This window comes from Marinomonas aquimarina (assembly GCF_900089755.1).
GTDB classification, from domain to species: Bacteria; Pseudomonadota; Gammaproteobacteria; order Pseudomonadales; family Marinomonadaceae; genus Marinomonas; species Marinomonas aquimarina.
Window position 1 is genome coordinate 1 of record NZ_FLOC01000013.1, and the last position, 16597, is coordinate 16597.

At 49.2% G+C, this 16597-nt stretch carries 17 protein-coding genes; 6 read left to right on the top strand and 11 right to left on the bottom strand.

The features are described from left to right. Positions 1 to 410 precede the first annotated feature (410 nt). Positions 411 to 569, bottom strand: coding sequence for a YqaE/Pmp3 family membrane protein (locus MAQ5080_RS11320; protein ID WP_067032725.1), 159 nt, complete (start codon positions 567 to 569; stop codon positions 411 to 413). A gap of 252 nt (positions 570 to 821) precedes the next feature. Here MAQ5080_RS11320 and MAQ5080_RS11325 point away from each other — a divergent pair, with 252 nt between their 5' ends. Together MAQ5080_RS11325 and MAQ5080_RS11330 are read left to right on the top strand one after the other, a co-directional pair. Then, a complete protein-coding gene (locus MAQ5080_RS11325; RefSeq protein WP_067210226.1) occupies positions 822 to 1226 on the top strand; it encodes a DoxX family protein in 405 nt (134 codons plus the stop codon). A gap of 13 nt (positions 1227 to 1239) precedes the next feature. Further along, on the top strand, positions 1240 to 2193 hold the full coding sequence (locus MAQ5080_RS11330) for a glutathione S-transferase family protein (RefSeq protein ID WP_067210229.1): 954 nt from the start codon (positions 1240 to 1242) through the stop codon (positions 2191 to 2193). Between the two features lie 46 nt (positions 2194 to 2239). Here the strand turns inward: MAQ5080_RS11330 and MAQ5080_RS11335 are convergent, their stop codons facing one another. Continuing rightward, complete coding sequence (locus MAQ5080_RS11335; protein WP_067210232.1) at positions 2240 to 2524, bottom strand: TIGR03643 family protein; 285 nt, start codon at positions 2522 to 2524, stop codon at positions 2240 to 2242. A gap of 63 nt (positions 2525 to 2587) precedes the next feature. Further along, positions 2588 to 3253: a 7-cyano-7-deazaguanine/7-aminomethyl-7-deazaguanine transporter gene (locus MAQ5080_RS11340; protein ID WP_067210235.1), complete on the bottom strand. Its 666-nt coding sequence runs from the start codon at positions 3251 to 3253 to the stop codon at positions 2588 to 2590. Between the two features lie 147 nt (positions 3254 to 3400). On the opposite strand from MAQ5080_RS11340, the gene MAQ5080_RS11345 reads away from it, so the two are divergent. Beyond that, positions 3401 to 3988, top strand: a complete 588-nt coding sequence (locus tag MAQ5080_RS11345; protein WP_067210237.1) for a DUF2057 family protein — start codon at positions 3401 to 3403, stop codon at positions 3986 to 3988. Positions 3989 to 4106: 118 nt separating this feature from the next. After that, positions 4107 to 5684 carry an EAL domain-containing protein gene (locus MAQ5080_RS11350; RefSeq protein WP_067210240.1) on the top strand — a complete coding sequence of 526 codons (1578 nt, stop codon included), beginning with the start codon at positions 4107 to 4109 and terminating at the stop codon, positions 5682 to 5684. Here the strand turns inward: MAQ5080_RS11350 and MAQ5080_RS11355 are convergent. The 8 genes from MAQ5080_RS11355 to MAQ5080_RS11390 all read right to left on the bottom strand — a co-directional run bounded on the left by MAQ5080_RS11355 (position 5668) and on the right by MAQ5080_RS11390 (position 14648). Further along, complete coding sequence (locus MAQ5080_RS11355) at positions 5668 to 7395, bottom strand: GGDEF domain-containing protein (RefSeq protein ID WP_067210243.1); 1728 nt, start codon at positions 7393 to 7395, stop codon at positions 5668 to 5670. The genes MAQ5080_RS11350 and MAQ5080_RS11355 overlap by 17 nt on opposite strands. A gap of 8 nt (positions 7396 to 7403) precedes the next feature. Further along, positions 7404 to 8420, bottom strand: a complete 1017-nt coding sequence (locus MAQ5080_RS11360; protein ID WP_067210245.1) for an amino acid ABC transporter substrate-binding protein — start codon at positions 8418 to 8420, stop codon at positions 7404 to 7406. A gap of 182 nt (positions 8421 to 8602) precedes the next feature. After that, entirely contained in the window at positions 8603 to 9253 is a 651-nt protein-coding gene (locus MAQ5080_RS11365; protein WP_067210247.1) for a 2OG-Fe dioxygenase family protein, read from the bottom strand. A gap of 163 nt (positions 9254 to 9416) precedes the next feature. Continuing rightward, positions 9417 to 9836, bottom strand: a complete 420-nt coding sequence (locus MAQ5080_RS11370) for a DUF7282 domain-containing protein (RefSeq protein WP_067210249.1) — start codon at positions 9834 to 9836, stop codon at positions 9417 to 9419. Between the two features lie 108 nt (positions 9837 to 9944). Then, a complete protein-coding gene (locus MAQ5080_RS11375) occupies positions 9945 to 11690 on the bottom strand; it encodes a putative bifunctional diguanylate cyclase/phosphodiesterase (protein ID WP_067210251.1) in 1746 nt (581 codons plus the stop codon). 135 nt (positions 11691 to 11825) lie between these two features. Then, on the bottom strand, positions 11826 to 13127 hold the full coding sequence (locus MAQ5080_RS11380) for a TRAP transporter large permease (RefSeq protein ID WP_067210253.1): 1302 nt from the start codon (positions 13125 to 13127) through the stop codon (positions 11826 to 11828). A 12-nt stretch (positions 13128 to 13139) separates the two neighbouring features. After that, the gene (locus tag MAQ5080_RS11385) at positions 13140 to 13670 is read right to left on the bottom strand and encodes a TRAP transporter small permease subunit (RefSeq protein ID WP_067210256.1); all 531 of its coding nucleotides are present in this window, start codon (positions 13668 to 13670) and stop codon (positions 13140 to 13142) included. Further along, entirely contained in the window at positions 13671 to 14648 is a 978-nt protein-coding gene (locus MAQ5080_RS11390; protein ID WP_067210259.1) for a TRAP transporter substrate-binding protein, read from the bottom strand. It lies immediately after the preceding gene. 236 nt (positions 14649 to 14884) lie between these two features. Here MAQ5080_RS11390 and MAQ5080_RS11395 point away from each other — a divergent pair, with 236 nt between their 5' ends. Beyond that, positions 14885 to 16117 (top strand): NAD(P)/FAD-dependent oxidoreductase, encoded by a 1233-nt coding sequence (locus tag MAQ5080_RS11395; protein ID WP_067210261.1) that lies wholly within the window; start codon positions 14885 to 14887, stop codon positions 16115 to 16117. A gap of 141 nt (positions 16118 to 16258) precedes the next feature. Further along, positions 16259 to 16597, top strand: a complete 339-nt coding sequence (locus MAQ5080_RS11400) for a hypothetical protein (RefSeq protein ID WP_067210264.1) — start codon at positions 16259 to 16261, stop codon at positions 16595 to 16597.

Below are 16597 nucleotides of genomic sequence, written 5' to 3' on the forward strand. Positions count from 1 at the left end.
ATCGATGCTTAAGATGCTAATGTTCTTCATAGGGCTCGCTCCTTTTAACTTGGATGCCGGACAGGCTTTTGTTTACACATTAAGCATGGCACATGGTTAGGAGGGCGAGTCCATCTTATTTCCCACATGATCTGTGCATGGTGTGGGAGGGGGATCTTACCCCGATTCAGATTGGCATCCTCGATAGGGTTGAGCTGTTGCTGCAAAAGGATCAAGACGCCTGCGATACTGCAGTTTGCCCCTTATTGATCTAGTTACCGCAGTCCTGATAAAACGGAACCTTATCTTAATATTCATTATAGGCATTTAGAGCTATTTTGAGAGCTTTTCACTGTTAATAACTATCCTAGTTATCCCCAAATAAAAAAGCCCAACCGGTTAGGCTGGGCTCCTTTAAGTGAGTGTGTTGTCTAGCGACGAGCTATTACCCATACCGCGTGAACGATACCAGGGATGTAACCCAATAGGGTCAAGAGAATATTAAGCCAGAATGCACCACCAATACCGACTTGTAGGAAGACTCCTAGTGGTGGCAACAAGATCGCGAATATAATTCGAATTAAATCCATATCGTTTCATCCTCTTTATTTATAAGTATTCAGTATTACTTTGGCTATCGTAGCTTGTTTCGGCAAGCCTAGTACGCACCTTTACACAGTACCATGATATTTATTGCGTAATGATGAGAAGATCAGAAAGAGTCTTTACAGTCGATTCAATTAGTTCATTAAATGAAATAATGAACTGCAATTTAGGTTGATTACATAAATTGAGTTATCCGCTAATCTACACTTAATGATTCATCAATAAGGGCTTACAACATGATTGACCAACGTACTGCACCATACGCTCTATTACTTCTTCGCCTTGCGCTAGGTGGTTTATTCCTAATGCACTTTGGTTTGAAGTTCTTTGTCTTTACGCCTGCCGGAACAGCGCAGTTCTTTGAATCGCTTGGGCTTCCTGGCTTCACTGCCTACCTTGGTATGGGCTGGGAATTGATTGGCGGTATTGCGCTAATCTTAGGCTTTTATGCACGCTTCTTCGCGATCACTTTGATCCCAGTATTGATTGGTTCGATTGTGATGGTGCACGGCGCGGCAGGCTTTTTCTTTAACAACCCAAATGGTGGTTGGGAATTCCCTGCTTTCTGGGCGCTAGCGCTACTGGTACTTGCACTAGCGGGTGATGGCAAATGGGCTCTAAAACCTACTCTACGTTCTTAACAGGGGGGTTACGATGTTAGTGGAAGGTAAATGGACGGCAGATTGGCAACCGGTGCAAGCGACTGATGAAAAGGGTGGTTTTGTACGTCAGATCTCAAGTTTTCGTGACTGGGTTGTTGCGCCCGAACAAGCAACTCCTGAGAGCAAATTTATCGCAGAGAAAGATCGCTACCATTTGTATGTCGCTTACATTTGCCCTTGGGCATCGCGTACGCTGATGGCTCGTAAACTGAAAGGTTTAGAAGAGGTGATTAGTGTATCCGTTGTAGAGCCTGCATTAACCGATCAAGGTTGGCAGTTTGGTGATTATCCAGGTGCTAACATCGATGAGCTAAACGGCGCGCAGTATATGCATGAGCTGTATACCAAAGCTGACCCTCAATTTACTGGTCGTGCGACGGTTCCAGTACTCTGGGATAAAAAAACACAAACCATTGTTAGCAATGAGTCCGCTGATATTGTGCGCATGCTTAACTCTGGCTTTGGTTCTTTAGCCAATAACGATTTCGATTTGTACCCAGAAGACTTGCAAAGCGACATCGAGATCTTAAACGAGACTATCTATCCGAAGTTAAATAACGGTGTATACCGTGCCGGTTTTGCAACAACGCAAGTGAGCTATGAAGAAGCTTATCACGATGTATTTGAGATGCTCGAGACGCTGGAAACGCGTATGTCTGACGGTCGAGACTACTTGCTCGGCTCAGCCTTTACTGAGGCCGACATTCGCTTATTTGTGACGCTGATTCGTTTTGATGCGGCTTACCACGGCATATTTAAATGCAGTCATAAACAACTACGTGAATACCAACACTTAGATGCATACGTAAAACGTATCATTAATTTGCCTGGCATTCGTGAGACCGTAAATCTGGATCACATCAAGCGTGGCTACTATTCAGTAAAAGCGCTCAACCCTACGCAGATCGTTCCTGTAGGTCCTGATATGAGTGCTTACGGCCTATAGTACTTTTTATGAGTATTCTCAAAAGCGAACCACTGGGTTCGCTTTTTTATGGACGGCGCTTTAAACCGTGATTGGGTTTGTATTGTGCTGGGGCATAACCACGTACGATATCTTCTGAGCGCAGTGCCTTGTGTTTGCTAGTGCGACCGGAGACTCGAGCACGCCAATTACGAAAACTGGCTGGTTTTAATTGGCCGCGCATTAATTTGATTACGCTACTTTCGTTTAATCCATATAAGCGCTCAATGGCTTCAAAAGGGGTGCGATCTTCCCATGCCATTTCGATGATGCGAGATAGGGTTGCATCATCAAATGCTGCGGTATGACTCATAGTCCAACTCCTAACCTAACCAATAAAAAGGCCGCGATCATATGCGCGGCCTTTGCCTATCGGTTATACGTTAGCGAGTTTGAAATCGGTTTTGGTGGCAGTGATTTTTTTTACCAAGAAGGCTAACAGCACGCCGTACATAGGGATAAATAAGCCGAGGCTGATGATCAGCTTGAAGCCATAATCTGCCCAAGCAATGGCTTGCCAATGGCTCGCCATAAAGGCGTCTGGGCTTTGGTAAAAAGCGATACCAAAGAAGGCTAAGGTGTCCAAGCCATTACCAACGACCGTGGAAGCAGCAGGCGCGATCCACCAGCTGCGCAGTTGGCGTAAACGATTAAACACATGCACATCTAATAGCTGTCCTAAGATGTATGCCATCAAGCTTGCAATCGCGATGCGGGCGACGAAGAGATTAAATTCACTCAGTGCGCCAAGGCCTTGGAATACGCCTTCATAGAACAGCACGGAGAACAAGTAGGACGCCAGTAGGGCCGGAATCATGACTCGGAAAATAATCTTACGCGCCAGTACGGCACCAAACACGCGGACGGTTAAGTCCGTCGCTAGGAAAATAAACGGGAAAGTGAACGCCCCCCATGTAGTATGGAAACCAAAGAGCGTGAATGGGATTTGAACCAGATAGTTACTTGATGCGATGATCAAAAGATGGAAGGCGATTAAATAGCGCAACGCCTTACCTTGTTGCGCGGGAGTAAACGAACTCATAGCGTTACCTTTTTAGTTAGTTTGGGGTGAGGGAACCCAAATGCTGTTGGTATAGTTCAACCGTACGGTCAAATAAGGGCGCTGATTATACATTAACCAATACCAGAGTCCATGCTATAAGCTAGATTCGAGAAAGGAGCGCTTACCATGAAGCTAGGAAAATTGATGATCAGTGCTGTAATCAGTGTGGTGGCCTCACTCGCGCACTCTGGTTCATTACATGTTGATAACGCCATCGAATTGCTCGCAGTGGATGGTCATGTGTTGAAATCACTAAACACGACACCACGGGACTTGAAGTCTGGGGAGCATCAGTTGGTGTTTCGTTATAAGAATCGTCTACGCGATGGCAATACTGAGGTGGAGTTCAAAACCTTACCCTATCTGATGACATTTACCACATTGGCTAATGACAATGTTCAGCTGCTAGCACCGGATTTATTTACCAAGAGCCAGGCCGAATTGTATTTTAGTCAGCGTAATATTTGGCGTGTGCAATTCAATAATGGTGCGATTAAAGCATTTAATTATCAGATATTTACAGAGCAGCATTTGCCGAAAGAGGCGATTCAGAGAGTGCTTGACCAATACAATCGCGCGCAAGGGAATGAGTTTGTTCGCGAACCGCTTGAAGACCCAGATAACAATGATCTACTGAAATCGATTCAGCTGTTGTACTTGCAAGCCAATGAAGATCAGCGTCAACAAATAAAGCGATGGATAATTAAGCAATAACTTAACTTTTAGTAAGCACTAGGAACCCACTGTGTTTCCACATTTCTTGAATTTATGCCCCTATAAACTATAAGGGATTTAAATATAATGCCATTTTTTAGATTTGGATGGCTCAAGGATGTTGCGACTGCTTCAGGAAAATGCCCGACTGATTATTCGGTCTTCAATGGTCGCGTTCGCGTGTGCTTTGCTGGCGCTCTGGATGGCCCACATCACTCAGCAAAAAAGCCAATACAAAGAGCTGAAAAGCTATTCTCACTACACCTTAAATTATGCCAGCGAAGTCACAAAAGACTTAAAGCTGAGCATCTCAGAAGCCCATCATTCCCCTCATGAGATTTGTTCTGAGCAAGACATTGCTTGGCTACGGACTGTGCTTTGGAGCCATAAGTATTTGAAAGATATCGGCCGTATGGTGGATGGGAGCATTCAGTGTAGCGCTGAACGCGGTTGGTTGCCTTTTCCGATTACACTGCCACAGCCGGACAAACAACTTAGCAATGGCGTCAATGTCTGGCGTAATTCGGCACAGATCGTCGGTACCCTGTTCGAAGCCGATATGGCACAGGATGGCAATGTTATCACCATTACATCACCGTTTGCTTTTGATGCGATGCGTGAACCAAGTGCGAACATTTCCGCGATTGTCGTCAATCAAAGTACTAACTATGTATTCCGCTCATTTGGTTTGCATGCTGAGGCATTGGCAGAGCAAATGACACGTTTACCCAGTTGGTTCAGCCATACGCCCTCAACCACCTTACATTATTACGATTGCTCTGAAGTGGGCCTGTGTGTGTTAGCGGAAGATCGTGCTTCTGGTGTGCTAGGGCTTTCTTGGTTAAGTACAAGTATGATTGCCCTGCTGGGCGGTTTTGGTGGCCTTGGCATTAGCTCGTTAATTTACCGTAACCATCGCCGTCGTCATTCTATGGCGCACCATCTAAAAAAGACGATTCAAAATAATGATCTGAACGTAGTCTTCCAACCCAAAATTTGCCTTGCCAATGGCCGCCCAGTTGGTGCGGAAGCACTGGTGCGCTGGAATAGCCATTACTTTGGTATGGTGTCGCCGGATGTGTTTATCAGCGTGGCGGAAAAGAAAGGCTTGATTCGTCAAATCACGCACTTGGTGATTGAGAAAAGCTTGAGCAAAATGCAGCATGTATTACGCGCCAACCCTGATTTTAAGCTGAGTATCAATGTTTCGATTCAAGACCTGATGGATCCAGCGTTGCTACCTTGCATTGTAAAAAACGCTGATACCTTTGGCATACGCTTGGCGCAACTGGTGTTTGAGATCACCGAACGTTCCGCAGGCGACCATGACCGCTTAGCTGAGGTGGTTCGAGAGTACATTGCGGCCGGAGTTAGCATTTCTCTGGATGACTTTGGTACGGGTTACTCTAACTTGGCGTGGTTAGGGCATTTGAATGCGACGGAAATCAAAGTCGATAAATCCTTTACTCAGTCGATTGGTACTGGCTCGATTAACCAGACCATGTTGGATGCCATTTTCAGCTTATTGCAAGGGCTCAACGTGGTGTGTGTGTTTGAAGGCGTAGAAACCCAAGAACAAGCGGACTACATTTACCAAGCGTGTCCCGAAGCACAAGTGCAAGGTTGGCTTTATGCCAAGCCGATGATCATTGCGCAGTTTGAGTCCTATTTTGAGCTCGCTAAACAGAAAGGTTAGCAGAGGATTCTAACGAGGGCGGAACTTGTTGGCTAACCACTTGAGCGCGTCCCTTAGACTTGGCCTCATAGAGGCTCTGGTCGGCTTTCGAGATGAGTTTCTCAATAGGATAAGCGAGGCTGGTTTGACTCAATGTGGCCACCCCTATGCTGATGGTGACGTGATGCTTGGGCGTATGGCCATGGGCAATATGCGCCTGCTCGATTGTCGCCAGTAAAGTAGTCGCCAATTCTGCCGCTTGTGCCAAGCTGATCCCAGGGACGGCAACAATAAACTCTTCTCCGCCATAGCGTGCCAGCATCCCCGTGTACTGCTGCGTCACGCTGCGTAACAGCTGGGCTACCTGGCGCAAGCATTGGTCGCCGGCTTGATGGCCGTAGTGATCGTTGTATGACTTAAACCAGTCGATATCAATCATCAATATGCTGAGACCATGGCCCTGCTGTGCCCATTGTGGATAGCTTGAATTCAGCCAATCAAAGAATGAGCGTCGGTTGGGGATCTGTGTTAGATCGTCGGTATTACTTTGCAGATGCAATGACATATTTAGCTCGCGTAAGCGCTCATTGGCAGCTTCCGCAGCCTTACGAGCACTCTGAATCTCATCGCGCGCACGGTCATTGGCATCGACAAACATGGCAAAGGTTTTACCAATCACGGTGATCTCATCCTGCCCTTGCTGAGGAATTGGCTCGGGGTTGCCAACGGCATGCTGCTGCATCACCGAGCTGAGGCGGTTCAAGCGCCGTACGATGTAATGATGAATCAGCCAGTAGGTGAAGCCGATCAGGCCTAAAAAGGCCAAGCTAAAGAGGGCGATCTGCAGCGTGACCCAATCGATCAATTGGCTGTGGTTCTGGGCGGCGTTGTTGGCGCGCTGTTTGACGATTAAGTAGAAGTCGTAACAGACGGTACTGAGGCGTTGCGCCAGCAAACGCGTTTTACGCATGGCCGCGAGCGCTTCTAAGCGCGATTGATCTAATTGGTCCTTAAGCTCTAACGTTTCAGCGATGTTCTCGAGCAGCTTCTGACGTGCCTGTTGTTGCACTTGAGTTAAGCCGCTAAGGCCTTCCAGCGCCGTTCTGATCTCTTCTAGCTGCGCTTTGCGGCGTGTCAATAAGCCAGGGCTTTGTGCATCCAGCATTGCCAAGGTGCTGCGGGATAAGTTCAGCACAAAGGCGCTGAAGGGGCCATTGTCTGCGGACACATCGAAATTGATGTATGGCGCCACCCATTGCTGACGCTCACGATTTAAACGCCCCATGCGCAGTTGTAGACGTTGCTGATTCTCAATGCGCTCATAAAAAAACACCAGCTGATCGAAGTAGGGTTGTGTCAGTCGGTCTATCTCCGTCAAGGCGGCGACTTCTTCTGGGGCTTCGGCTGAGAGCTTGCTGCGGGTCACGATAAACGTGCGGGTAATGTCGGTCTGTAAAATGTTGGCGTCGATGTTACTAAGACGTTGCGTCACACTTTGTTCCATCGCCTGAGTCGCGATGAGCTCTGCATCCCGTGATAACTCCGCGGCCAACATGGCGCGATCATAATAGGTCTGTGTGACGGTTTTAAATTGCTCTGATTGCTGCTGTAACGTCCAAATACCGTAGCCACTAGAGACTAAGAAAAACAGGATGATCCCAAGTAATACAATATTTAGACGCACGCCAAGCCGGCGTAGCTGGGGGACTGAAAATAAGCTTGGCGTACTCATCGACACGGCTACTTGAAAGGTGGCGCAAACAGCACGCCACCATCACGCCACAGGGCATTCAGGCCTCGCTCTTGGCCAATTGGCGTATCGGGACCGAAGTGGCGATCGTAGATTTCTGCGTAATTGCCGACCCCTTTAATCACTCGATAAGCCCAGTCTTGGTCTAAGCCCATCTGAGGGCCGATATCGCCGCTAACACCCAGCAGATTTTGTACTTCCACATTCTGGCTGCTTTGTTTGATCTGATCGATGTTTGCTTGGGTGATGCCTTTTTCCTCCGCTAGGATGGTGGCATGCACCACTGAGCGGACGATTTTCTGCCATTGGGCATCATCGTTACGAACTGTGGGCCCAATCGGCTCACGAGATAAGGTATCCGGTAAAATAAAGTAGTCGCCATGATTGTCGACGCGGTTGGCAAGATTGGTGGCTAGATTCATGCGATCAGCACTGTAGGCATCACAGACGCTGCCACGGAAAAAGCGATCGCCATTGGCGTACACGACCTTGGTATCCAGCTGTTGTGTGCTGATATAGTCTTCGAGGTTCTGTTGCGTGGTGGTGTTGCCGGTCACGCACACGGTCTTATCATTTAAATCCGCCAGTGTTTCAATGTTGGAGCTCTTGCGCACCACAAAGCCTTGGCCATCGAAAAGATACAGTGCTGGAAAGCTGACTTGGTAAGCGTTTTCGCGACCCAAAGTCCAAGTAGAGCTGTACATCACCACATCGGTACTGTAATCCACCAAGGAAGTAAAACGGGACGTTGGGCCCACCTCAACAAAGTTCACGAAATTCGGGTTCTTAAGCACTGCCGCTGCAACACCGCGACAAAACTCCACATAAAAGCCTTGCCAGCGCCCCTCACGGTCTAAAGCACTGCGCCCTGGATCGTCGGGGTAGACGCCACAATTGAGGTCACCCCGTTGTTGGATGTCTGTTAAGGTGCTGGCCTGTGCCGTCATAGCGGCCGCACTGATCAAGGCGGTCAGAGAGAAGGTGTGCAGTAACGAAAGCGCGCGCATAAACAGTCCTAGCTAAGCAAGTGCTTGATATGAAGGTATATCTATTACTTATGACTAATAATATAGAGAACTTTTAGGCGCGCTACCATCGTTGCGGTGATGTTCTTTGATAAAAGTAGCATATTGCCAACTATGATCAGACATCATAGTTGGCATAGCGCAACTCTATGTACTAGCGTTGGCTAGTGTACTAAGTTGGCGGTCAGAACGAAGGCGTCCATGTAGCCTAGCTCGCCATCGATTGGCTTAATAGGGGACGCGTAGTGGAAGAAGCGGCGGTCGTTGAGCACAACGAACTCACCATTGTTCAACGGGTGCTTCATCATGGCTTTAGAATCCTCATGTAAGTGAATGCTTACATCTCCGCCAATAATATTGTGGCGCTGGATCACGTAAATACCAATGCGGTCGAAACCATCCTGATGCACCCCTTCTGGTGCTACCTCTACTTGATGATGGTCGGCAAAGATACGCATTTGGTGCACTTCGATGGTGCTGCCATCGGCAATGTCGGCCATTTTTTGAAAATGCTCAAACAGTTCTAAGAAGGCTGAGTCGGCAACGGTTTGATCTTCAATTTCAGGATAGATACGCTCAACGTTACCTTGGAAATGGTTCACGCTTTCGTCTTGCACAAAGGCCTTCGTAGGTAGGCGTTTGAGGCTGTCGTTACGAAAGATAAAACGCGAATATCGGCGTAGGCGGTAAGAGCCGTCGGCATAAGGGTTATCAGGTAAGTTATCAAACGATGGTGCCAAATGACTGACACTGTCTTGTGGTAATTGCCCAATTTCTAGACGAAACGCCTCTTGAGCGGATTTGGTCGTCAACATGGTAATATCCTCCCCGTCGCTGGCAGATCATGTCCAACGCACGTGTTCTTCATGAGTAGGTAAACTCATCTATAAGTGTAGACGGGAATCTAACAATGCGGAATGCCGCATGACATCGGCAAGGTAGGAGCCGGCGTGTATCGCACCGACTCCCGTAGGATTTTTATTTGGCGGTGATAACAGACATCACCAATTCGCCATTCATACGAATTGGCCCATCTGCCGTTGCTCCTAGGGTGTATTCAAACACGCCGGTATGCATGCCACCAGCTTCACCGTGCAGCATTAACATTAGCATGTCACCTGATGCGACGGGTTCTTGCAAAATGGCGTTGACGTTATTGTTCGTCCCTTTAATGACGGGGGCATAGCCTACCACTGGGCCTGGCTTCATTGAGCTATCAGTACGGTGAACGACTAACCAGCCATTAGCGTCCGACTTCACCATGTTTGCGCTGACATAACCATGGGAGACATCTTGGTCGACACCTTTCACAGCCACTTCGTGATGGCCTGCAAAAGCAATACTGGCGCCAGACAGGGCCAAAGTGAGTGATAGGGTTTTCAGTGCTGTAGTGTTCATAGTTACCTTCCTGTATAGGGTTCATAGATGCTATTAACCACTAACGAACGACATGTTAGCCCTATGACATACGCAGGCAATTGGGAAACGTCTCACAAAAACATCATTTTATTCCTGTTGTTTATGAATCAACCCTTTTAAGCACAGCTCGAGGAACTCTTCCGCCGGGATGGGTTTGCTGTACAAATAGCCTTGCAGCTGATCACAACCGATGTCGCGTAGGATGCGTTCTTGGGTGGCTTGTTCGACACCTTCTGCCACCAGTGCCATGCCAAGTTGCTTCGCCAGAGTGGTCACCGCTTTGATAATCGCCAGATCATAATTCTCTTGGTCCTCTTGTAAGTGCGACACAAAAGAGCGGTCAATCTTCAGGGTATCCAGCGGCAGATTGCGTAAATAGCTCAAGGATGAGTAGCCGGTGCCAAAGTCATCCAGAGCGACCTTGATGCCCCGCGAGCGAATGTAATTGATGATATCGGTGGAGTTTTCAATATCCGTAAGCAGCTGGCTTTCGGTAAGCTCCAATTCAATTAAATGAGGCGGCAGCTGGACCTTGTCGATGGTCAGCATCAGACGGTCTAACCAGCTTGGGTCTGACAGCTGGATAGCGGAAACATTGATCGCCACGGGCAGGTCAATGAGGCCGATGTCATTCAGACTCTTGGCGTAGCGGCAGGCGTTTTCAAAGATCCAATCTCCCAAAGGTAAGATGGCACCGCTCTCTTCGGCAATGGGAATAAATTCCACCGGTGATAGCATGCCTAAGGTGGGGTGATTCCAGCGCACCAACGCCTCATAGCCACAGACGCGGCGTGACAGTCCGCCGATTTTCGGTTGGTAGTAAAGCTCAAATTCTTGATCTTCTACCGCTTGCAGTAGGCTCTGTTGAATCAGCTTGCGCCGCTCAATCTGTTCTTGAATAGATTGGGTAAAGATCATCGAACGGTCGCCACCGGTTTGCTTCGCAATGTACATGGCGGACTCTGCATGGGAAATCAGTTCATCATCGTCGTTGGCGTCGACGTTGAGCTGCGCGGTGCCGATACTGCAGCTGACTTTGATGATATGGCCGCGTATCTTGTAGGGTTCACTTAATGTCGCCGACAGGCGTTCTAGCAATTGATTGAGGTCGATGTCCTCCCGTGCATCAAAGCGAAACGCCATCAAAAATTCATCGCCACTAAAGCGGCCGATCAGTTGCTCCTGATCTCGTTGAATCGGGTACAACAAGGCATCGTTAATCTCATGCCAGACGATGCGGATACGCTCCGCTAGAATGGCAATCAAATCGTCGCCCACCACATAGCCATAGCGCTCGTTAATTTCTTTGAAGCGATCTATGTCTAAGTACAGTTGCACTAGGCGATCGTTAGGAGCAACGGTGCGAATCATGCGTGCTAGGAATTCGCGGTAGCAATGGCGATTATAGAGCCCCGTCAAAGGGTCAATGTTGGCCAGACGCTCTTTTTCGTGGAAACTTGGGCTGCTGTTACTGGTTTCATGAAACACACCGACGTAGTGTGTGATTTCGCCCTCGTCATTGCGTACCGCTTGGATTTTGAGCCATTTCGGGTATACCTCAGCGTTCTTGCGGCGATCCCAAATTTCACCTTCCCAAACGCCATGGGTGGTGAGGGCATGCCACATCGACTCGTAGAACACTTTACTGTGCCGACCAGATTTTATTTTCGCTGGTGGTTGACCAATTAACTCATCTTCGTGGTACCCCGAAATGTCTTGGTAAGCTTGGTTGACCTGCAAAATAATGCCTTGGGCATCGGTCACGACCACTGCATCACGAAACATATTCATTACAGCAGGGGAGAACGGGACATTGGTTAACAAGGCTTCCATGAATACCTACTCAAAAAATAAGGGTATTTAAGACTATAGAAACCAAATAGAAGAAAATTGATTTAGCGCAAACTTGCACACAATGTGAGCAAAATTTAACAAGCGTGGCGAGTGTTCGCCACGCTTGTTTGAGGGTTAACCTAAGGCGTTAGGAAGCCATAAGGCGATGTCTGGGAAAATGCAGAGCAGCAAGGCTGCGACACACATCAAGACGAAGAATGGGAAGGAAGCTTTGGCGACCTTACCGATTTTTTCACCGGTTAAGCCCTGCAACACAAACAGGTTAAAGCCGACTGGCGGTGTGATCTGACCCAGTTCTACCATGATCACCAAGAACACACCGAACCATAGCGGATCAAAGCCTGCTTGAATGACGATAGGTAAGGTAATCGGCAAACTCATAACCGTGATCGAAATGCCATCTAGGAACAGTCCCAATAACACATAGAACAACGCCAGCGCCAACAATAGCCAAGCCGGAGATAAATCTAGGCTGGCAATATAAGTCGCCAATTCTGCCGGTAAGTGCAGATACCCCATGGCGGTTGATAACAGCGCAGCGGTAATCAAGATACTGCACACCATGGTGGAGCTCAGTAGGCTGCCAACCAAGGCCTCGCGGAAGATCTCGACGTTTAACTGGCGCTCTACCAGCAGCAACACCAAGGTGGCTAATACCCCCACCGCTGCCGCCTCAGAGGGGGTGGCAATACCGGTATAGATGGCGCCCATGACAATGGTGATCAGCAGAATGACTGGGAACAATAAGCCTAGACTCTGTAACTTCGTCACCGTCGTGCCGGTTTCTTTGGGAGCAATGCTCGGGTCCATCAAGGCGCGCGTCATCAAGTAGCCAGTGTACAAAGCTGCGACCAACAGGCCTGGTAGTACGCCAGACATAAACAGCTTGGTGATCGACACTTCTGCCTGTACCCCATAGACGATCATCACGATCGACGGTGGAATCAACAGGCCTAAACTGCCGGCCCCTGCCAATGAGCCAATCGATAATTGACGGTCGTAACCGCGGACTTTTAACTCATTGGTGGTGATCTTACCCACGGTTGCCGTCGTCGCGGCACTGGAGCCACTGACCGCCGCAAACATGGCACAACCAAACACATTGGTATGCAAAATACCGCCTGGGATGTGACGGGTCCAAGGCTCTAAACCACGGAACAAACGATCGGATATGTTGGAGCGAAAAATCAGCTCCCCCATTAAGATAAATAAGGGAATGGCGGCCAACTCCCAGGAGTTACCGGCACGGAAGATAATTCGACTTAGAATGGCTCCCGCTCGGTCGATACTGACATCACCAATCATAATCAATGACAGCAGGGCCACGATGGCAAGCCCTGAAAACACCCAGACACCCATGCCGAGTACCACGAGAATCAAGGCAATCACGCCCACGGCGGATAATACGATTTCCATATTTGGCGTCCCTTAATGTTCTTGAGTATGTGTCGCAGCGCTGTGCAGTTCCGGCGATTGCTGGCGGAACAACAAAATCAGCGCGTGGGTAAACAGGGTGAAGCAGAGTAAGCCCAGTCCCACTAATACCAAGCCTTGGGGAATCCACAACGGCGTTTCCATGATCGACTGGCTGGTGGTGCCACGTTTGAAACTGCGCAACACATTGGTTTGCCAGTAGCTGTAAATCCACGCAAACATGGCGAAGGAGACCAAGGTGGCAAACAGATCAAACAACCAGCGTTTGCTCTCTGGCACCCGCTCGATGATTAAGCCAACACGAATCAGGCTGCCGCGCTCCAAGCTGTAGCCCAGACCGAGAAACGTCAGCGTCGCAACGGCATAACCGACAAACTCATCCAACACATAGGTGGACGTGCCAAACAAACGCAGCACTATCTCTAGCAAGATATGCCCTAAAATATAAACAATCAGTAACATGGCGATGCCCCCCGACACCTTATTCAGGAGTCGGGAGCAGCCTAACAGCAGGTTTAAAAACATTTATTTCTCTTTGTTGAATTCCGCAAGAATCGCTTCACCGCGCTCACCGGCATCTTCTAACCATTCAGCCAATGCTGGTTGAGCGGATTCCTGTAGGTGCTGCATAAATGGCGCAGGCAATTCACTGTGGATGGCAACGGAATGCTCTGCCAACTCTTGGTAGTTGTCTTTGACACGCATACGCACGGTTTGCCAGTTATGCTCATCGGTCAGTTTGGCAGCTTCCATCACGGCGGCACGCTCATCGTCAGAGAGGCTTTCGAATTCATCACGGTTCATGTGCACCATGTTGAGCGGGATGGCATATTGGATTGCACTGTAGTTGTCCAAGTGCTCCCAGAAACTGCCACTGGCGCCCGCATCGGCAGAGGTTAATACCGCTTCAATGCCGCCGGTCGACAACTGTGGCACCACATCTGCCCAGGATAGGTTTACCGGCGCGGCGCCCGCTTCACGTAGCGTCAAGGTACCGTTTTTGTCGTAGGAGCGGATCTTTAAGCCTTCCAGTGACGTTGCTGAATCGACTTTTTCTTTTGACCAAATACCGCTGGCAGGCCATGGTGAGGCGTAGAGCAGAATCTGATCATTGTCTTCAAAGATCTCCGCGTAATAGGGCTTAGCGATTTTGTAGAGCAGCTCGGCTTGATCTTCCCCTTCCACTAGGAAAGGCAAGGATGACAGAAGAAAGATAGGGTCAATGCCTGCCATAGAGCCCGCTAGGGTGTCGGCAATTTGCACGGCATTATCGGCCACCGCATAAAAGTGGTCTGCGGATTTGTAGCCCAACGCCCCACCTGAGTGCAAGGTGATGTCCACTTTGCTATTACTCAATTCCTTAACCTTCTCGATGAAAAACTGATCCCCTTGGGCGTGAATCGAATTGGTGTTGTATTCGTTCGAGAAATCAAATTGAGCCGCCACAGCGAAGGAGGCGTTTGATGCGATCAATGCAGATACTAATAAACCAGATACTCGCATAATTCTTCTGTCCCTTTTCCATGAATGTAGATTTACTATAAGGAGTCTAAAATTGAAGCGCTAGTGCTATTGGCGAAGAGTGTCGCATTTATGACCAGCCACACCTTGCAAATTGGTTACGCAACTTCTGGGCCAAACAGGTAAAGGAAAGACGAAAAATCCGTTAAATGGCCGAGGTTCGTATAATAGGCTAGGTGTGTTCGAACGCCGCTGAGCACAGTGAACTAGGAGGGATCATGGCAGATTTTATCGTGTTAGGGGCCGGCATGGTGGGCGTCTCCAGTGCGCTGGCCTTGCAACAACATGGGCATTCAGTGGTCCTAGTGGATCGCAAACAGCCAGGTTTAGAAACCAGCTTTGGTAATGCCGGTATTATTCAAACCGAAGCGGTGGAGCCTTATGCCTTGCCGCAAGATCTGGCCACCTTATGGCGCTATGCCATCGGTACCAGCAATGATGTGGTCTGGAAAACCATACCGACCTTGAAGATGGCACCTGCCTTATGGCGTTATTTTCGCAATTCCGCCGCAGCCAAGCATCATGCCATTTCCACCACCTATGCCAAGCTGGCCGCCCAAGCCACTGCTGATCATGCCCCTCTGATTGAAGCCGCAGGAGCGGAGGCGTTAATTCTGCGTCAAGGCTTAAGCATGTTGTATCGGGATGAGCCCAGCTTTGTTCGAGAAAGCCAGCGTGCGGAACGTATTGAGCGGGAGTATGGCGTACGTTCACGTATCCTTGACGGAGTGTCTTATCAAGCTGAGGAGCCGGCTTTGAGCCAAGCCCCCGTTGGCGCCATTCATTGGCTACAAAGCTGGAGTTGTCGCGACCCAGGTGGGCTGACCCAGGCCTATGCCGATTTGTTCGTACAACGTGGTGGCACACTCTTAGCCGGTGATGCCAACAGCCTGATGGAAACCGGGACTGGTTGGCGTGTGCAAACGCCATCCGGTGCCATCACGGCTGAGCAGGTGGTGGTGGCGCTAGGACCATGGAGCCCTAAGTTGCTGAAACGTTTTGGCTACCACATCCCGATGGTCTACAAGCGTGGTTATCACGGCCATTATCAAGCCACGATCCCTCTCAAGCGGCCCTTCTTAGACGTGGCCAACGGTGTGCTGGCAGCGCCCATGAATCAAGGCATTCGTGTCACGACTGGGGCGGCGTTAGTGGATCTCAATGATCCCGCTGAACCGAAGCAGTTGCAACGTGGGGTGACTGCACTGCGCACCATGCTGGAGATGGGCGATCGAGTGCATGAGAACCAATGGTATGGCACACGTCCGTGTATGCCGGATATGTTACCCGTGGTGGGTAAAGCACCGAAGCACGTGCGTATGTGGTTCCATTTTGGTCATGGCCATCAGGGCTTCACTCAGGGGCCGACCACGGCGAACATTTTATTGTCTGAGATCGCCGGTGAGCATCAGAAAACTTGGGATGCCTTGCTGCCGCAGGGACGTTGTTAGGGGAGACGGACATCTAGGGGCAGTGTTTCTGGATGCTTTTTGCGAACTTGTAAACAAAAAGAAGATTAGAGCTCAAAGCTTTAAATGCGTGTCTTATGTCGCTAGTTTGAATGATGAATTAACGCACAGGAGGTACATATTATGGCAACAGCAAACAGCTCTACTCAGACCAAAAATGGTACTCAAGCGAAAAGTAATGCCCAATCTAAGGCCCACGATGCCGTCGATAAAGCCGCGGAAACAGCCCACAAGGGTGTGGATGGTGCAGCGGCCGCTGCGGAAAATGGTCAAGAACGTGTGGACGCTGTGGCTCAGCAAATCAGTGAGCAGGCCCATCAAATTGCTGATACTGCCCGTGAGCAGAGTGAGAAAGTGAGTAACGCTGTGGGCACCTACGCCAAGGAGAACCCTCTGAAAACCGTGGGCTTTGCATTCTTAGCTGGGGCCGTCGCCGCCAGCCTGCTGTGTAAGCGTAAGTAG